At 38.8% G+C, this 18326-nt stretch carries 17 protein-coding genes and 1 pseudogene; 6 read left to right on the forward strand and 12 right to left on the reverse strand.

The features are described 5' to 3' along the window. Positions 1-153 precede the first annotated feature (153 nt). Positions 154-1263 carry an ABC transporter ATP-binding protein gene (locus tag AC1F25_RS07660; protein ID WP_002310147.1) on the forward strand — a complete coding sequence of 370 codons (1110 nt, stop codon included), beginning with the start codon at positions 154-156 and terminating at the stop codon, positions 1261-1263. Between the two features lie 118 nt (positions 1264-1381). Here the strand turns inward: AC1F25_RS07660 and AC1F25_RS07665 are convergent, their stop codons facing one another. The 5 genes from AC1F25_RS07665 to AC1F25_RS07685 form a co-directional block, all read right to left on the reverse strand. Further along, positions 1382-2011 carry a hypothetical protein gene (locus AC1F25_RS07665; RefSeq protein WP_479994016.1) on the reverse strand — a complete coding sequence of 210 codons (630 nt, stop codon included), beginning with the start codon at positions 2009-2011 and terminating at the stop codon, positions 1382-1384. Positions 2012-2323: 312 nt separating this feature from the next. Beyond that, positions 2324-3208, reverse strand: coding sequence for a 16S rRNA (adenine(1518)-N(6)/adenine(1519)-N(6))-dimethyltransferase RsmA (gene rsmA, locus AC1F25_RS07670; protein WP_002310145.1), 885 nt, complete (start codon positions 3206-3208; stop codon positions 2324-2326). After that, entirely contained in the window at positions 3201-3770 is a 570-nt protein-coding gene (gene rnmV / locus AC1F25_RS07675) for a ribonuclease M5 (RefSeq protein WP_002310144.1), read from the reverse strand. The genes rsmA and rnmV overlap by 8 nt, the downstream gene beginning before the upstream one ends. Beyond that, on the reverse strand, positions 3763-4539 hold the full coding sequence (locus tag AC1F25_RS07680; protein ID WP_002315759.1) for a TatD family hydrolase: 777 nt from the start codon (positions 4537-4539) through the stop codon (positions 3763-3765). The genes rnmV and AC1F25_RS07680 overlap by 8 nt, the downstream gene beginning before the upstream one ends. 154 nt (positions 4540-4693) lie before the next feature. Further along, entirely contained in the window at positions 4694-6016 is a 1323-nt protein-coding gene (locus AC1F25_RS07685) for an APC family permease (protein WP_002293587.1), read from the reverse strand. Positions 6017-6190: 174 nt separating this feature from the next. Between AC1F25_RS07685 and AC1F25_RS07690 the strand changes: the two genes are divergently transcribed. Together AC1F25_RS07690 and AC1F25_RS07695 are read left to right on the forward strand one after the other, a co-directional pair. Continuing rightward, positions 6191-6778, forward strand: a complete 588-nt coding sequence (locus tag AC1F25_RS07690) for a hypothetical protein (protein ID WP_002310140.1) — start codon at positions 6191-6193, stop codon at positions 6776-6778. 149 nt (positions 6779-6927) lie between these two features. Beyond that, positions 6928-7200: a hypothetical protein gene (locus tag AC1F25_RS07695; RefSeq protein WP_002310138.1), complete on the forward strand. Its 273-nt coding sequence runs from the start codon at positions 6928-6930 to the stop codon at positions 7198-7200. Positions 7201-7254: 54 nt separating this feature from the next. Here AC1F25_RS07695 and metG read toward each other — a convergent pair whose 3' ends face one another. Beyond that, positions 7255-9264 carry a methionine--tRNA ligase gene (gene metG / locus AC1F25_RS07700; protein WP_002289325.1) on the reverse strand — a complete coding sequence of 670 codons (2010 nt, stop codon included), beginning with the start codon at positions 9262-9264 and terminating at the stop codon, positions 7255-7257. A 268-nt stretch (positions 9265-9532) separates the two neighbouring features. Between metG and AC1F25_RS07705 the strand changes: the two genes are divergently transcribed. Then, positions 9533-9811, forward strand: a complete 279-nt coding sequence (locus tag AC1F25_RS07705; protein WP_002293582.1) for a hypothetical protein — start codon at positions 9533-9535, stop codon at positions 9809-9811. 97 nt (positions 9812-9908) lie between these two features. Continuing rightward, the gene (locus tag AC1F25_RS07710; RefSeq protein ID WP_002293580.1) at positions 9909-10730 is read left to right on the forward strand and encodes an NUDIX domain-containing protein; all 822 of its coding nucleotides are present in this window, start codon (positions 9909-9911) and stop codon (positions 10728-10730) included. Positions 10731-11012: 282 nt separating this feature from the next. On the opposite strand, the gene AC1F25_RS07715 is transcribed toward AC1F25_RS07710, so the two are convergent. From AC1F25_RS07715 to opp3b, 5 genes and pseudogenes are all read right to left on the reverse strand, one after another. Beyond that, the gene (locus tag AC1F25_RS07715) at positions 11013-12023 is read right to left on the reverse strand and encodes an RNA-guided endonuclease TnpB family protein (RefSeq protein WP_002320387.1); all 1011 of its coding nucleotides are present in this window, start codon (positions 12021-12023) and stop codon (positions 11013-11015) included. Between the two features lie 11 nt (positions 12024-12034). After that, a complete protein-coding gene (locus tag AC1F25_RS07720) occupies positions 12035-12988 on the reverse strand; it encodes an ABC transporter ATP-binding protein (protein WP_002310132.1) in 954 nt (317 codons plus the stop codon). Continuing rightward, positions 12978-14047, reverse strand: a pseudogene (locus tag AC1F25_RS07725) (ABC transporter ATP-binding protein). Before AC1F25_RS07725 ends, AC1F25_RS07720 begins: the two are co-directional and overlap by 11 nt. A 5-nt stretch (positions 14048-14052) precedes the next feature. Then, entirely contained in the window at positions 14053-15096 is a 1044-nt protein-coding gene (locus AC1F25_RS07730; protein WP_002293574.1) for an ABC transporter permease, read from the reverse strand. Next, complete coding sequence (gene opp3b, locus AC1F25_RS07735) at positions 15097-16038, reverse strand: oligopeptide ABC transporter permease (protein WP_002293573.1); 942 nt, start codon at positions 16036-16038, stop codon at positions 15097-15099. It lies immediately after the preceding gene. An 83-nt stretch (positions 16039-16121) separates the two neighbouring features. On the opposite strand from opp3b, the gene AC1F25_RS07740 reads away from it, so the two are divergent. Continuing rightward, on the forward strand, positions 16122-16469 hold the full coding sequence (locus AC1F25_RS07740; RefSeq protein ID WP_479994017.1) for a DUF3899 domain-containing protein: 348 nt from the start codon (positions 16122-16124) through the stop codon (positions 16467-16469). 69 nt (positions 16470-16538) lie between these two features. On the opposite strand, the gene AC1F25_RS07745 is transcribed toward AC1F25_RS07740, so the two are convergent. Further along, positions 16539-18200 (reverse strand): peptide ABC transporter substrate-binding protein, encoded by a 1662-nt coding sequence (locus tag AC1F25_RS07745; protein WP_002289796.1) that lies wholly within the window; start codon positions 18198-18200, stop codon positions 16539-16541. Between the last annotated feature and the right edge of the window lie 126 nt (positions 18201-18326).

The raw sequence follows: 18326 nt of genomic DNA on the forward strand, positions 1-18326 counted from the left end.
TTTATTTCTTATGGATATTTATTGAAGCTTAAAACTAGCACATTGACAAAAAAAAGAAAAAATTCTTGTTCAACATGACATTGAACTTAGTTAACGCTTTCATTTATACTTAAATCAGTTAATAAAACTAAAAAAGAAAGTGTGGAACGTATTATGGTAGAAATGGCTCTGAAAAACGTATATAAAAAATATGATAATGCAGAAAATTATTCTGTGACTGATTTTAATCTATCAATCAAAGACCGTGAATTTATCGTTTTTGTTGGTCCTTCCGGTTGTGGAAAGTCAACTACTTTGCGAATGATTGCGGGACTGGAAGATATCTCTGAAGGAGAACTAAATATTGGCGGAAAAGTCATGAATGACGTGGCACCTAAAGACCGTGATATTGCCATGGTTTTCCAAAACTATGCATTGTATCCTCACATGACTGTTTATGATAATATGGCTTTTGGTTTGAAATTACGTAAATATGATAAAGCAGACATTAAAAAGCGTGTGGACAATGCAGCAGAGATCCTCGGACTGACAGAATACTTGAAACGAAAACCAGCTGCTTTATCTGGTGGACAACGACAACGTGTAGCATTAGGACGTGCAATCGTTCGGGATGCCAAAGTCTTCTTGATGGATGAACCATTGTCAAACTTAGATGCTAAATTACGTGTAGCCATGCGTGCTGAGATTGCCAAACTTCACCAACGTCTTGAAACAACGACAATCTATGTTACTCATGATCAGACAGAAGCGATGACTATGGCTGACCGAATCGTTATCATGAAAGACGGATTTATCCAGCAAATCGGTACACCGAAAGAAGTTTATGATACACCAGTCAATATGTTCGTTGCCGGCTTTATTGGATCTCCTGCCATGAACTTCTTTAATGTGACATTGAAAAACGGTGTCATCACAGATGGACATGGGCTTAAGCTTCGTATTCCTGAAGGGAAAAACAAAGTATTAGTTGAAAAAGGTTATGAAGGAAAAGAAGTTATCTTCGGTATTCGTCCAGAAGACATCCACAGTGAACAAGTAGCCCTTGAAGCTTCACCTGAAGCCGTAGTCAAATCAGAAGTTGTCGTTTCCGAATTACTTGGTGCTGAAACGATGCTTTACACAAAAACTGGTTCTACTGAGTTCATCTCAAAAGTAGATGCAAGAGATTTCCATAAACCAGGCGAAATAGTCGAGCTTGCCTTCAACATCAGCAAAGGCCACTTCTTTGATAAAGAAACCGAACAAGTCATCAAACTTCCCTAATCTGCCCCCTTTAGAGCTACGCCAGAAAATAGTGGTGTGGCTCTTTTTAGGACAAAAAACTCTCCTCTTAGCGGATTTATTATCCGTTAGCAGATGAGAGTTTTTCTTTGATAGTTCATTAGTATATCGTTTTCTTCGCGTACCCTTGAATCGATTCTTTCCGATTTCCTTTTTTTGCTGCCGTAAATACCGGGATATCAAAATATTTGCTGAGTGTTCCTGCTATAAAATAAGCAATATTATAATCAACCAAACTGTGGATGAGTCCAACAATTCCCATCAAGATGAACACTGTATAAAAATACCCTTGAGAGTAATACGTGTCAGGCATATTACCGATGAAGTAAAAGATGCTGACTACTAGCATTTCTACTAAAGAATGAATCACACCTATCACAAAATTGAACCCTTGAAAACGCCAATTAGTAAAAGTAAACTGTCCATTCTTTAAAACGATACTCGGATGCTTCTGCAAGTACCATGCCCCAATCAATGCAAATACAAGATGTGACAATGCGCGCAATGCAATGATAACTGGCGTTGTCAAAAAGAAACCGAATGTCGTACCTAGCGCAACAGCCACTGCAACTCCTGGTGTAAAAAACATCGCAATAAATAATGGCACATGAGACGCTAATGTAAAAGAAGCAGGTGGAATCATGATTTTAGGCATAACCATTGGGATAATGACCCCCATCCCAATCAATAAAGCAGAAATCGTTAGTTTTCGAACTGAATTTTTTCTCATTTTTTCTCTCTCCTAATATGTCTTGACACTTAAATGTCGACTTAGTATAACTTACTTACTAATAACTGTCAAGACACATATTCTTTTCTAAATCCATACAAAATGAGTGTGAGTATCAAGTATAAGAATTTTTGATCAAGAGACAAAAATAGGAGATGTGACAAAATTTGTGTCACATCTCCTTGTTCATAATGGGAATCAAAAGCTTGCCTCAGCGGCGATAAGACCAACCAAATCAAAAATAGGAGAAGCTATTTTTTGAAATTGCTCCTTGTACCTCAGAGTTAAATGGCAGGCTCACAACCTCTTTTTTTACTGCTTATTTTCTGACATCGCATTGCTTAATGCGGCAAATTCTTGTAATGACAACGTCTCTCCACGACGTTTTGGATCGATTCCAGCCGTTTCCAAGCTTTTTGATAACCATGTTTTTGTCTGATCATCTTTGCCATACGAATGCTGCAAATTATTCCAAAGCGTTTTTCTTCTTTGCTGAAATGCAGCTTTTGTCAATCGGAAAAATGCTTTTTCGTCCGTCACTTCTACTGCCGGTGTATCTCTTCTTGTCAGTTTCAAAATCGCTGAATCTACATTTGGCTGAGGGACAAATACTGTTTTTGGTACGATGAAGGCTAAACTGGCTTCCATATAATATTGAACAGCAATCGATAATGAACCGTATGCTTTCGTTCCTGGTTCAGCAGAGATTCGATCAGCTACTTCTTTTTGCATCATGACGACTAATTCATCTACGACCAAATCCGATTCAAGAAAATGCATCATGATGGGCGTCGTAATATAATAAGGTAAATTTGCTACGACTTTTAACGGAAGCTCTTCATGAAATGTTTCTCTTACGGCTGTTGATAAATCCGTCTTCAGAATATCTTGATGTATGATGGTCACATTGTCATAGGGTTGCATCGTATCAGCCAATACAGGGATCAAACGATCATCAATCTCAAATGCTACGACTTGCTTTGCATGCATCGCTAATTGTTCTGTCAATGCGCCGATTCCTGGCCCAACTTCGATCACGTTCGTTCGTTCATCTATTTGCGCAGTTTCTACGATTTTTCTTAAAATATTTGGTTCAGTGAGAAAATTTTGTCCTAAACTTTTTTTAAATGAAAAACCATGTTTCAATAAAATCTCTTTTGTTCTAGAGGGTGTCGCGATTTCACGATATTCACTCATGTTGTTCCTCCACTATTTTCATTGCTTGTGCGAGCTCTTTCGGCGTGATACGAAACATCTTCAAACGTTTTTCCAATTGTTTGCCATTCGTATAACCGATACGCAACTCATCACCTAGTTTTTCTCGTTTTTCTTTTGCTTGTGCTCCAGCTATTAAACCATAGTCTAAAAGGTCTTGTCTAGTGATTTCAGAAACAGCCGTTTGGGAAATATCTGGCGTCACAACCTTTTTCAATGCTTCTAAAATAGCAGCATCACTTGCATGCTCAACACCAAGACTTCCCTTTTTCTTTGGTTTAGCTTGTGTACGCGGTAAAAAAGCATGTTTTGCTTGGGGAACAGCTTCCATAATGATTTTTCTTATTTTTTCTCCTGAAAAATCAGGGTCGGTAAAAACGATCACCCCTCGAGTCTCTTGGGCATGTTCAATTTGCATCAGGATATCTTCATTGATAGCAGAACCAATCGTTTCTATCGTATCTGCATCAACTACTTCCCGAAGCCTTCTTGTATCGTCTTTTCCTTCAACGACTATAATCTCTTGAATCTTCATCTTATCCATGTTCGCTTAGACCAAATAATCGGTGCGCATTTGACCATGTTTGGGCAGCCACTTCTTCTGTTGGCAGATTCCGAAGTTCAGCAATCTTTTCTACTGTATAACGAGTATAGCCTGGTTCATTTCGCTTTCCTCTAAAAGGAACTGGTGCCAGATAAGGGGCATCTGTTTCCACAAGTAATCGTTCGATTGGTACATTTGTTGCAGCCTCTTGGACGTCTAATGCTTTTTTGAAAGTGACGACACCGCTAAATGATATATGCATCCCTAAGTCAAGAAATCGTTTTGCCCATTCATAATCACCGCTGAAACTATGCATGATTCCACCAATATCTCGAACATCTTCTTCTTTTAGGATTTGATACGTGTCTTCAAGTGCTTCTCTAGTATGGATACTGATTGGAAGGTTCATTTCTTTTGCGATAGCAATCTGTCTGCGAAATACTTTATCTTGGACTTCTTTCGGGTCTTCCATCCAATGATAATCCAAGCCAATTTCCCCTAATGCTACAACCTTTGGCAAAGTCAATTGTTCTTGTAATTTATTTTCGATTTCTTTCGTATAACTGCCAGCCTCTGTCGGATGCCAGCCGATAATACTGTAAATATTTGGATAGTCATGGCTTAATTGCAAAGACTTTTCAATCGTTGGCGTATCGAAGCCCACGACCGCCATTTTCGTTACCCCCATTTCTTGTGCTCGCTGAATCGTTTCTGGAATATCTTCATTGAACTGCTCAGCATTTAAATGGGTATGAGAATCAAATATCATGTTTATCTCTCCTTTTCATTCTTACTTTAGCACATAAGCACTGCTTGCAGAAGTAGCAAAAATCAAAATAGAAGAACTTGTTTTGTTGAAATAGAAAAAGCACGAAGATCCAGAGAACTTAGTTCGTACTTTTTCTGTCTGTTGTTGAAATATTTTACTCTTCTGAGCGTTTTTTCTTTTTTTGATAATAGACTGGAATACCAATCAAGGTAACACCTATACCGATCAATGCTAATTTCGTTTGCGTCATCATCGTCATACCTAAAATGAAAATAGCACCGAGAATCGCAATAATCGGAACGATTGGATAAAGTGGTACTTTATATGGGCGTGGCAATTCCGGCGCTTTTTTTCTTAAAATAAAGACACCGATAAAAATCAGTAAACTGAATAGCCACATCACAAAAATCAACATGTCGGTTAAAAAGTCGAAAGAACCAAGGCTCATCATAATACAAGCTACTGCTAACTGGAAAATCGCAGGAACATAAGGTACCGTAAATTTCTTTGAAAGCTTTGTCAGCTGTTTGCTGAAAGGTAGCTCGTCTTCCAAAGCCATCGCATAAGGCACACGAATCCCAGTTAAGGTATACCCATTCAATGCCCCGTATACCGAAATCAAAATCCCAATAGTGACCAGTTTTCCGCCGATTTCTCCAAAAATGACGTCTGATGCTTCAGAAGCTGCGTTCAAATTACCGGCAAGATGATCAATCGGCAGAGTTTTCAAGAAAACAAAATTGATCAATAAATAAACGACAGTGACAAAACTCAGCCCTAGTATAATCGCTTTAGGCAAATCTTTTTCCGGCCGTTTCATTTCACCAGCCATTGCGCCGACGCCTAACCAGCCGTCATAAGCAAACAATGTTGCTAGCAACGCACTGCTCAAGCCTTCGACAAAAGTAACCTCTTTTCCAGCTTCGATTGGAAATAGCTGAACAGTTCCTTGTCCTGGTGTCAATAATCCCCATACGACAATCACGGCAATTGGTATCAATTTAACAATCAGCGTCACTGATTGTACAGACGCACCGACTTTTGTTCCTAATAAATTCAATCCTGTCACAGAAACAGCGGTAATCACTGCAATCAACAAAAGATAGTCGGTAGATAATTGTAATAAGTTCGTCAATTGTGTCGCAAAGATAATCGATAATGCAGCAATATTAGCGGGGAAATAAATCAAGCTTTGCGCCCACCCTAATAAAAAGCTGGGCAGCTTTCCATAAGCTGCTTCAATATATTTGACAGCTCCACCAGTTTCTGGGATCGCTGTAGCTAATTCAGCCACTGTCAATCCAGCACAGATCGTTAAGAAACCACCCAAAAGCCAAGCTAGTAATGTCAAACTTGTAGACTGCGTGCTTGCAGTAACAGCAGCGGTTTTAAAGAAGACCCCTGCGCCGATCACGGTTCCCATAACGGTAGCTAATGCGCCAAACAGATTGATTTCTCGTTTTAGTTTGCCTTTCATTCCCATCCTCTTTCTTCTTTGAAATTTGGTATAATTTTCAGTATAACTGAGAATATTTTAATTTACCATTCTTTTTTCTCCACTTTCAATGAAAAACTCCCTCTTAAGACGGATGTATTTCCTCTTTATTTTGCGTATACTAAACCTACCTTTTCCACGAAGGAGGAACAGTTTATGGATTTTAAGCGTTCTTATCCGAAATTAGCAGATTATTTATCCAACCGAATCGATTTTTCTCGTAAAGAACAGCAGCAGTCCCGTTGGCATTGGTTCACGTTGATTTTATTTGGATTATTGACCATTGCGACATTATCACAAAAATTGATATTGCTGACGGTGTTCATCGCAATTGTTGCATTGATCAAAGGTCCCGTGATGATTTTGTGGGGGATGTTGTATTCCTTTCTAGTGGGGCTATTCCCACCTATCGGTATTTTGCTTTCAGCGATTTTCTTTTTGTTGAACATTGGAACATTTACAAAGAATTGGCGGATGACCTTAGTAGGAATCTATTTTTATTTTTATCCCTTCGGAGTGATGGCACTTCGTGAAATCATGCATTGGAATAATCATTGGTTTTCAGCTGGTGCCTTGCTTTTAGGATTGATCTTGCTTCATGTGATGTTGACGAAACTGTATCAGCGTTATGGTATTGGAAGAACGATTTTCTGGTACGTCTTTTCGATTCCATTTGCACTGCTTACTGCTCTCTTGCCAAGCCGTTTGAAGACAAAAATAAAAGGTTATCATAAAATCAAATAATAGGATTTTTACAAAATAAAGAAAACAATCATCGATTTTGACCTCGATGATTGTTTTCTTTATTTTGAATACTATTAGTAGATGTAAACAAATTATTGCTTTCAAAATCCTTGGATGTAAGAGACAATAAAATAAAAAGGAGTACCCAGATGAATCAATTAAAAACCGCCCGTCCACTTATCATTATGTTGCTTCTTTCTGTCTTTACGATTCCTATTAGCCTTTTTCTTAATTGGCAGACAGATGAAAGAATCACAAATATTTTATTCAACTATTCGCAGCCACTTTTTCTTTTGTTTTTAGGAAGCTGCAGATTCCATCGGTGGGTAAAGCTCGTCCTTCTTTTTATAGGATACATTTTATATGGTTATATGTGTCTTTATTATATGATTGGCTTCCATAATCACCATTGGGGCAATTGACAGGAATAAAAAAAACTCGCAAGCAGCATTGTCTTGCGAGTTTTTCTTATGATTTTATGCGATCTCTGAGCCATTCGGCATGGATTTTGGTGCTTCAATCACTTGTAAAGAGCCATCTGGTGCTTCTGCGGAAAGGATCATTCCTTGACTGATCTGTCCACGCATCTTTCGTGGTTTCAGATTTGCGACGATCACTACTTTTTTCCCAATCAGTTCGCTTGGATCAGGATAGAATTCAGCGATTCCTGACAAAATTTGACGATCTTGGCTGTCTCCAGCATCTAGTCGGAATTGCAACAACTTATCTGCCCCTTCTACTTTTTGGCAGTTGATGACTTCTGCTACTTTTAGTTCTACTTTTTCAAATACATCAAATTTGATTTGTTTTTCTTTCGTTGAAACAAGTTCTGTTTCTTCTGGATCCCATTTGACTGTATCTTCGTTTGTTTGAGTACCTTCAGACATTTTTTCTTGGATAAAAGCAACTTCTTCTTCCATATCCAAACGTGGGAAGATTGGTGTACCTTTTGCAACTACTTTTGTTCCTGAAGGGAATTCGCCAAAATGCAATCCTTCAAGATTCATCGTTTCAGAGTCCAATCCTAGTTGATTGAAGATCTTCTCTGGCGTTTCTGTCATGATTGGTTGAAGTAAAATCGCGGCGATACGCAAGGATTCAGCTAAATGGATCATGACACTATTCAATTCAGCTTTCTTTTCTTCGTCTTTTGCTAATACCCATGGTTCTGTTTCGTCAATGTATTTGTTTGCACGAGAAATCAGCACCCAGATTTCAGCTAACGCTGTATTGAATTCCATTTTTTCCATTGCATCATGGTAACGTCCGACAACGTTAGCAGCCGTCGTAGACAGTTCACTGTCAAATGGAGTGACAAGTGAGGCATAATCAGGAACGAGACCATCACAATATTTGTTGATCATAGCAATCGTACGATTCAATAAGTTCCCTAGATCATTTGCCAGATCATAATTGACACGAGAAACAAAATCTTCTGGTGTAAAGACGCCATCTGACCCAAATGGCACAGCACGAAGCAAATAATAACGGAGTGCATCTAAACCATAACGTTCCACAAGCATTTCAGGATAAACGACATTTCCTTTTGATTTAGACATTTTTCCATCTTTCATCAATAACCAGCCATGACCAAATACTTTTTTAGGTAGAGGCAAATCAAGAGCCATCAGCATGATTGGCCAATAAATCGTATGGAAGCGAACGATTTCTTTACCGACCATCTGAACATCTGCAGGCCAGTATTTTTCGAATAGACTTTCATCCTCGGACCCGTAGCCTAGTGCAGTGATGTAATTGGACAATGCATCGATCCATACGTACACCACATGTTTCGGATCACTCTTGACTGGTACCCCCCAAGTAAAGGTTGTTCGTGAAACTGCAAGATCTTCTAATCCTGGTTTGATAAAGTTGTTGATCATTTCATTTTTACGAGATTCTGGTTGGATGAATTCGGGATGTTCTTCATAGTATTCCAACAGACGATCTGCGTATTTGCTCATGCGGAAGAAGTAAGATTCTTCTTTTACCAATTCTACTTCGTGTCCGCTTGGCGCTTTACCGCCGATCACATTACCTTCATCATCTTTGTACACTTCTGCAAGTTGTGTTTCTGTAAAGAATTCTTCGTCAGAAACAGAGTACCAGCCTTCATATTCACCTAAGTAAATATCTCCCTGTTCTAATAAACGATCAAATATTTTTTGAACAGCTGCTTTATGGTAATCATCTGTCGTACGAATGAATTTGTCATAACTGATATCAAGCGTTTTCCATAATTTTTTGACATCAGCCGCCATTTTATCTACGTATTCTTGCGGTTTTACACCTAATTCTTCTGCTTTTGTTTCGATTTTTTGACCATGTTCATCCACTCCAGTGAGATAAAACACATCAAAGCCCATCAACCGTTTATAACGAGCAATTGCGTCACATGCAATCGTAGTATATGAGTTGCCGATATGAAGTTTGCCGCTTGGATAATAGATTGGCGTAGTGATATAAAAAGTTTCCTTTTCTGCCACGGGGCTCTTCCTCCTTTATCGCATGATGCGAATTCGTTTCCTTGCTAGTATACCATAAAAAAAGCATGCTGTTAGCTTTTTTTCAAAATGAAAAAGTCTGGATAAATGACTTGTTCTCTACGATGACTCCCTCCTTCAAAAGGAAGGACAGAGGGAATAAATGCTATTTTTCATCTTGTTTCATGTTTAGTCGGAAACGGCTTTTTATTTCTTTCCTGACTCGTGGTATAATAAAGACTATCTATTTTAGTAAGGGACTGGAACGATCATGCAGAAGAAACATCTTTTTTTTACACTTAGTATTGCTTTTCTTTCATTAGCACATTTGATATTCAGCTATTTTTATATTCGTATGTATGGTTATTTTAACCTTCATGGGCATTTGAACAGTTTCATGACAGTCGCATGGCTTTTACGTTTTGTCATTGACGCATATATCGTTATTTGCGGCTTCTTTGCCGTTCGTGAAGAGCGGTATAAAGTATTGCCGTTTTATCTGCTTTTCTTTTTATTCAATCTAGTACTTCCATTTATTTTTCATATTTAAGGAAGAACCAAGGATTTTTCAAGTAAATCCTTGGTTTTTTTTCAGAGTCTGCTACAATAAGGTAAAAAGTACTTTTAATGTCAACGGAGGTGGTCTGATGAACCGATTTGCTTCTAAAGAAGAAGAAAAATTATATTATGAACATGAAGCAAGTGAAGAAGATTTTCTTAACTGGTATCAAAAACAGGAACGTCCAGAATATGACAAGCCCTCTTTGACTGTTGATATCGTACTGATGTGCTATAACAAAGAAGAAGATCAGCTGAAAGTATTGCTGATCCAAAGAAAAGGGCATCCTTATCGAAATTCATGGGCATTACCTGGTGGTTTTGTTCAAAAGGATGAGTCAACTGGAGAAAGTGTCTTAAGAGAAACAAAGGAAGAAACTGGTGTAGTTATCTCTAAAGAAAACATTGAACAACTGCATACATTCAGCACGCCTAATCGAGATCCGCGCGGTTGGGTCGTCACAGTCAGCTACTTAGCTTTCATTGGAGAAGAACCGCTGATTGCCGGAGATGATGCTAAGGAAGTACGCTGGTTCACATTGGAACGTCACGGCAACAAGATCAATTTATCGAGCGGAGAAGTGGCTATCTCACTTGACTTAGTCACTGGAGAGTCTTCTGGCAAAGATACTTTAGCTTTTGACCATAGTCAAATCATTTTGAAAGCATTCAACCGTGTAGTCAATAAAATGGAACACGAACCGCAAGTTTTGCAAGTTTTAGGTAAAGATTTCACGATTACAGAAGCTCGAAAAGTATTTGCAAAGTTCTTAGGAATCGATTATAAAACGATCGATCATTCCAATTTTAAGAAAGCTATGCTCCAATATTTCGACGAGATTGGCGAACGTCCTGTAGGAATCGGTCGCCCTTCAAAAATCTATCAGCTCAAGCCGGGACATCATGAGTAAGGATTGTGAAGAAAGGGCTCCGTTCTGAACACTCAAGATAAATGGAAAGCCGCTCTTTGTGTTTTGCGTTTTTCGCTCCATACTTTGGCATATCAGTAAAATTCTTCGAATAAAAAAATAACAATAGCAGAAAAAACTCGTACGAATTTTTTCTGCTATTGTTTTATTGGTTTGTCATAATTAGTGAGCTTTTCTTCAAAAGAAAATTCCTAGAAACAAAAGTCAATCAGACTTTTTATTAACAAGGCGAACCCTAACGCTCCTGTCAGTTTCATTCATTTTTTATTCCTTAATGACCGAATGCCTGCCTAGTTGTTCTAACACTTGGCTCTTTCTTACAAAATTGCTTTCTTCTGCTCCGTCGGTATTGATCAAAAGAAATTTTTTATTATACCATTGGGACTTATAACGCAATTTTGTTATTAATTTATGCCAGTCATGAATAGAAAAATCAGCATGTGCATCTTCTTTTGGAAAAGATTCTACAAATAAGTAGTCATATTGTTTGACCAATTTCCCAGATAATTGTTCAAGATAATCTTCTCGCTGGTTCTTTTGTTTCAGATAAAGATCCATTACTTTTCTCTTTTGTTTCTGATAATTGCTTGCCTGATCTAACCTGGTCTTTCTATGGTGAGCGGAGCGGACTTTTACGCTTAATTTCCGCTGTGCATGCTGAAGTTTTTCTTCTGTCTGGTCAAATTTTGGTAAAGTTACTTCTATGGGATGCGATGTTTCGATCAATGTTTTTGGATGATAGGCAATCCCAATCCATTTAGCTGACGATTCTTTTTTTATTGATGAAACATCACAAAGTAGTGCGACATAGAACTCTTCATTATATCGAGCAGAAATCGTAGCGGAACGAATCGTGCCTTCGACTGGACGGTGCTGGTTTATCTTGATTAGTTCTTTTTGTTTTGGTAATTTTAAGTGGCCGTTTTTCAGATAGACCGTATGAGTTTGATTATTCGTCGTATAAGATTGCCACATACTTTTTTTCGTTTTAAGCTTTGGGAAGCTGGCACGTCCCTTGAAATAATTGCGAAAAGCTCGGTCCAAATTAAGCTGTGCATTTGCTAAAGCAAGACTGTCTACCTCTTTTAAGAATGGGTATTCTTTTTTTAACGTAGCAGGCGTGAGCGAAAAATCGACCACTCCTGTTTGTTGCCAACTTTTCTGCCGTTCTTTCAGCAAATGGTTATAGGTAAATCGAACACAGCCAAAAGTACGGATCAATTGCTGTTTTTGTTCTTCTGTCGGATACATACGGAATTTAAAAGCTTTTAGCATCTATGTTCCTCCTAGTTAGCAACCAGAAGAGATTCCTTTTGTCGTTTTAATTTTTTTGCATAATATGGGACTTCCTGCTCAGTTGCATAGACAAAATGTTCTGGTGCGATTTCACGAAGCTGACGTACTTGTCCGTCATCTGGTTCGGGTTGATATTTGATTCTTCTGCGCTTTCTCTCATGATCTGGATCTGGCAGAGGAATAGCAGATAACAAACTTTCTGTATAAGGATGGACACCGTGATTATAGATTTCATCACTTTTTCCCATTTCTAATAACAAACCGTTATGCATTACACCGATTCGGTCGCTGATATGTTTAACCATTGATAAATCATGCGCAATAAATAGATAGGTCAATTGATGTTCTCGTTGGAGATCTTGCAATAAATTGACAACTTGGGCTTGGATGGAAACATCTAATGCAGAAATCGGTTCATCGCAAATGATAAATCGCGGTTTTACTGCTAATGCTCGTGCAATACCAATACGCTGGCGCTGTCCGCCTGAAAATTCATGGGGATAACGAGTGCCGTGGCTCGGATTCAATCCAACGGTTCTTAATAGATCATCGACTTTTTTGGCACGTTCCTCTGGTGATTTAGCTAACCCATTGACATCAATTCCTTCCGCAATGATATCTCTGACTTTCATCCGAGGATTCAACGAAGCGTATGGATCTTGAAAGATCATCTGAACATCATGTCGGAATTTCGTCAATCCTTTTTTGTCTTTGATCTTCGTTACATCTTGACCGTCGAATAATATCTCACCGTCAGTAGGTTCATTCAAACGAATGATCGTTCGGCCAGTAGTGGATTTTCCGCTTCCAGATTCGCCTACTAAACCAAATGTTTCTCCTTCATAGATGTGAAAGCTGATGTCATTTACAGCATGTACTTCATTCTTTTTTCCTACATTGAAATACTGTTTCAGTCCTTTAACTTCAAGTAGTTTATTTGGCATCAGCAATTCCTCCTTGACCATAAGTATGTTTTTGTTTCTCTTTAAAAATAGCCCAGCGACGTTGGATTTCTCCTGGCGGCGTCACTTTAGGCGCTTGTGGAGCAAGTAGCCAAGTTGCTGCCTTGTGTGTTTTTGATAGTTCAAAAAATGGCGGTTCTTGTTCTGCATCGATTTTCATCGCGAATTCATTTCTTGGGTAGAATGCGTCTCCTTTTGGTGGATTCAGTAAATCCGGTGGAGAACCAGGAATGGCATACAATCGGTCGTTCGCACTGTCTAATGTCGGCATTGACCCAAGCAGTCCCCAAGTATAGGGATGTTGCGGGTTGTAGAAAATTTCTTCGGATGTTCCAACTTCAACGATTCTTCCCCCATACATAACAGCTACACGGTCAGCAACGTTCGCTACTACACCAAGGTCATGAGTGATAAAGATGATTGATGTATCGATTTTTGTCTGAATTTCTTTCAGTAGTTCCAATATTTGTGCTTGGATAGTCACATCAAGTGCTGTTGTAGGTTCATCAGCAATCAGAATTTCCGGATAACATACCAGTGCGATCGCAATCACGATCCGTTGGCGTTGACCTCCTGAAAACTGATGGGGATAACTATTGATACGTTTCTCAGCTTCAGGTATACCAACTAATTTAAGCAGTTCTAACGCAGCTTTTTGTCCCCTTTTTTCGAAACTTTATTATGCTTTCTAAGTGACTCAGCAACTTGTTTCCCAATAGGCATCGTTGGATCTAAAGAGGTCATTGGATCTTGGAAAATCATTGCTATTTCTTTTCCGCGGATTTTTTGCATCTCTCTTTCTGTCTTTTCAACGATGTCTTTACCTTTAAAAAGGATTTGCCCAGCATCTATATTGGCATTGCTCGACAGCAAGCGCATGATGCTTCTGGTTGTCACTGATTTTCCGCTTCCAGATTCCCCAACGATCGCCAATGTTTCTCCTTTATTTAAATGAAAATTGACACCGCGAATCGCTCGTACCTTTCCAGCATACGTATCAAAAGAGATTTCTAAGTCTTTCACTTCTAAAATTTTCGTCATCGTCCTCACTCTTTCATTTTAGGATCAAAGGCATCACGCAATCCATCAGCAAGTAAGTTAAAGCCAATCATGATAACCGATAAAGTTACTGCCGGAATCCATAATAGATAAGGCAGATACAGGAATGTCTTGTACCCTTCGCTCAACATCGTTCCTAATGAAGCTGACGGAGGCGTAAGACCTAAACCGATAAAACTTAAAAAGGCTTCGAAGAAAATAGCAGATGGGATGCTAAACATCATTTGAATAATAATGACACTGGAGATATTCGGCAAAATATGTTTGAATGCAATTTTCATTCTTGACTCACCTAATGTCAATCCAGCTAGAACATATTCTTGATCTTTTAATTTCATTGTTTGTGCACGAACGATACGTGCCATTGGTATCCAGTTTGTGATGGCCATAGCAGCCACGATGGAAAAAATTCCTGGTTCGAAGACGACCAACATCAAAATCATGACAACGAGGTTTGGAATTCCTGACAAGATTTCCAAAAAACGTTGCATCGCATTATCGACACGTCCGCCTAACAAACCAGATATTAACCCGTAAGCTACCCCAATCGTTACATCTAGTAATGCAGCAATAAATGCGATCAGCAACGAGATTCTCGTTCCCATAAATAAACGGCTTAATACATCACGGCCCAAACCGTCTGTTCCTAAAAAGAAACTTACGTTTGAAGGAACGTTTGCTTGAGCATATTTATCAACCAGTTCTCCGCCGACCATTGCTTTTCCATTCAATCCATCGATATTGATTCCCGGAATACGAGGAGGCAAATTGATATAAGCCACGTTTTGGGCAGTTGGATCATGTGGCGAAACAAAGATCGTGACCACAGAGATCAAAATGATGACCAACAGTAAAAACATTGAAATAACGGCAGCTTTGTTTTTCTTTAAACGGCGCCATGAATCTTGGATAAAATTCAAAGAAGGTGCAGTAATCTGCTCACGTTCTTCTTCGGTATTTTTTTGTAATGGAAGAAACTCATCCGCAGGAATATCTGCGACTGTTTCATAACGCTTGGGTGTCATTTCCATTTATCCTCGGCTCCCTTCTGAAACACGAATTCTTGGATCAACTAGACCGTACAGCAGATCAACGATCAAAATAACAAAAATCAACATAAATGAGTAAAGAATCGTTACAGCCATGATCGTAGGATAATCATTTGTTGTGATCGACTTAACGAATTGTTCACCGATACCAGGAATAGCAAAGATATTTTCTACCACCAGTGATCCGGTCATCAATGCGACAGCCAAGGGTCCTAATAAAGTCATCAATGGGATCAAACTATTTCGAAGACCATGTTTAAAGGCGATTTCCCAACGGCTCAATCCTTTTGCTTTTGCTAATTCCACGTAATCACTATGCAGTACTTCCACCATTTCCGTCCGGATAAATCGAGCAGAATCAGCAAGCGGCGACATGGCCAATGCAATTGTCGGCAAGATCGTGTACACAAATCCATCCCATTTTGCGATTGGTAAAACTTGTAATTTGATTGCAAAGATATATTGTAGTAAAACAGCAAATACAAAGTTTGGAATGGAACGACCTAATATTGCTACAAGTGTAGAAGATGTATCTGCCCATGTATTTTGCTTCATGGCAGAAATCGTTCCTAAAATCGTTCCTAGGACTGTTCCAAAGATAATTGCCTGTAACCCTAATTGCAAAGACGGTCCGATTCTTCCAGCTAACAAATGTGCGACTGGCTGGTTTTTAAATTGGAAGGAAATTCCAAAATCTCCTTGAAGCAAATTAGAAAGATAAATCCCATATTGTACGATAACTGGTTTATCCAAACCGACTTGTTTATTTAGCATCTCGATTGTTTCAGGACTCAAACGTTCCTGATTCGTATATGGCGTGCCCGGCAGCAATTGCATCAAGAAAAAGGTGATTGTTGCAATTAACCAAAGCGTGATGATCATGAAAAAGACACGTTTTAATACATATTTGATATAACTATTCACTAATGTTTCCCCCTAGCTTTTGACTTCTGACAGATGTTTCGCTACATTATTAGATAATGAACCAAAAATAAAGGAGCAATCAAATGAAAAAAAAATCTATCCCCTACGCAGTAGCTTTTCTACTGATTCTGGTTATTTTAATAAAAAACGTCATCAACCATGCCTTTACACTCATTCAATTATCTAATGATCTATTCTTATGGTCATTGCCGTTTCTGATTATCGGCGGTTTTTTATGGGTCTTTTCTTCGGGTTTCTTCGATCATTTTCAGCGATCGGTCCATCTTGCACGAACAAGGAACCGAAAGAAAAAACCAGAATTTTCCTCGCTCTCGTCTGCCAGCTACGGTATGTACAGCTTTTGGCTGATCATTGCCGGAATACTAATTGCTCTTTCTGCTATTTTCATGCTTTTTTCTTTGTTAGGATAAGTGAATATGAGAACGAGGTTGCGACATTTGCCGCAGCCTCGTTTTTTCTCATGCTCACGGTATTAACGATTATTCTTCAACGTATGTCCATTTGTAATCCCATGAAGCGCCTGCAGCATGGTGAACGATACCTTTGATTTTTTCATTCACTAGGTGACCTTCTGCTTTTTGGTACACCGGAACGACACCCATATCATCAGAGATGATCTTGATTGCTTTTTGGAAATCATCCCAACGGGCTTGTTCATCGCCAGCATCTGTTGATGAAGCTGCTTTAACTGCTTCGTCATATTCTGCATTGCTCCAACGACCACGGTTGTATGAATTACCTGTGACAAACAAATCAGTAAAGCTGCTTGGGTCTGCATAGTCAGCAGCCCATCCGCCTAGTACTGCGTCAAAGTCACCCGAAGTTGAGCGGTCAAGACGCACAGAGAATGGAACAGGTGTTGGTTTGACTGTTACGCCATCCAAGTTTTCTTGGATTGAGTTTTGAACATATTCGATTACTTTTTTCGATGAATCATCATCAGAAGCCATCAAATCAAATTCTAAAGAATCAACGCCCAATTCTTTTTTCGCTTTTTCCCAATATTCTTTTGCCTTATCTTTGTCATAAGAAACTAATTTTCCAGCTTCTTTTGCAAAGTCTTCGTTCGTTGTTGGACTTTTTACCATATCTGATGGGATCAATCCTGTAGAGACAACTGATCCGTCACCTAGTACTTGTTTTACTAAAGCTTCACGATCGATTGAATAAGAAATAGCTTTTCTTAGGTTCACATTGTTGAATGGTGAATTCTTTTCACGTTGGTTGAATTCGATATAGCTTGTCCGTGCTTCTTTAACAGAAGTATAAGCTGGATCGTTTGCGTTTTGCTGTGCTAATTCACCAGACAAGATCACATCATCTGCTTGGCCATCTTTGAATAAGTTCAACGCAGTAGAAGATTCTTTTACTACACTGACTTTGATTTCAGAAAGTTTTACTGTGTCTTTGTCCCAGTAATGGTCATTTTTCTTATAAGTCCATTCTGTATCTGTTCCTGGTCCATCGAAATCTTCTAATGTGAATGGTCCATTATAAACAGCTTTATCACTTGCAGATGCATAGGCATCCCCATTTTCTTCCACTACGGATTGTTTTTGTGGGAAAAATGATGGGAAAGCAAGCAGGTATTGGAAATATGGTGTTTGTTTCGTCAATTTGATTTCTAATTCATAGTCGCCAACTGCTTTGATCCCTAGTTCTGATTTATCTTTCTTTCCAGCTGTGATGTCTTCTGCGTTTTCAACTGGCGCATACAGGTAAGCATATTCAGAAGCTGTAGCTGGGTCTACTGTTCGTTGCCAGCCATAAACATAATCCGCTGCTGTAACAGGATCACCGTTTGACCATTTTGCATCTTCTCGTAATTTGATTTTGTAAGTTAATCCGTCTTCACTGACTTCTGCCAACTCGCTAGCTCCTGCCGGCTGTGGTTTGCTGTCTTCATCAAGACGGTAAATTCCTTCATAAACGTTATTCAATGCTGTAAAACTGATTGTATCTGTTGCAACTGATAAGTCAGCTGTAGGCATTTCTTGAGGCACGACTAAGTTAAATACGCCTCCTCCATCTGCAGAACCGCTTTTTGCTGAACTACTGCTTGTGGCTGAACTGCCGCCATAACATCCAGCAAGTACAAGGCCGCATACCGCAACCAAACCAAATGTAAATTTCTTTTTCATTTTACGTACCCCTTTATTGGAATTTTCAGAATAATTAATATTTTCTGAAGTTGTTTAAGAGTTTAATGAATAATTATTAAAAAATCAACACTTTTTTTTGTCTTTTACATAAAATAATGATTTTTT

This window comes from Enterococcus sp. M-BR2 (genome assembly GCF_056612775.1).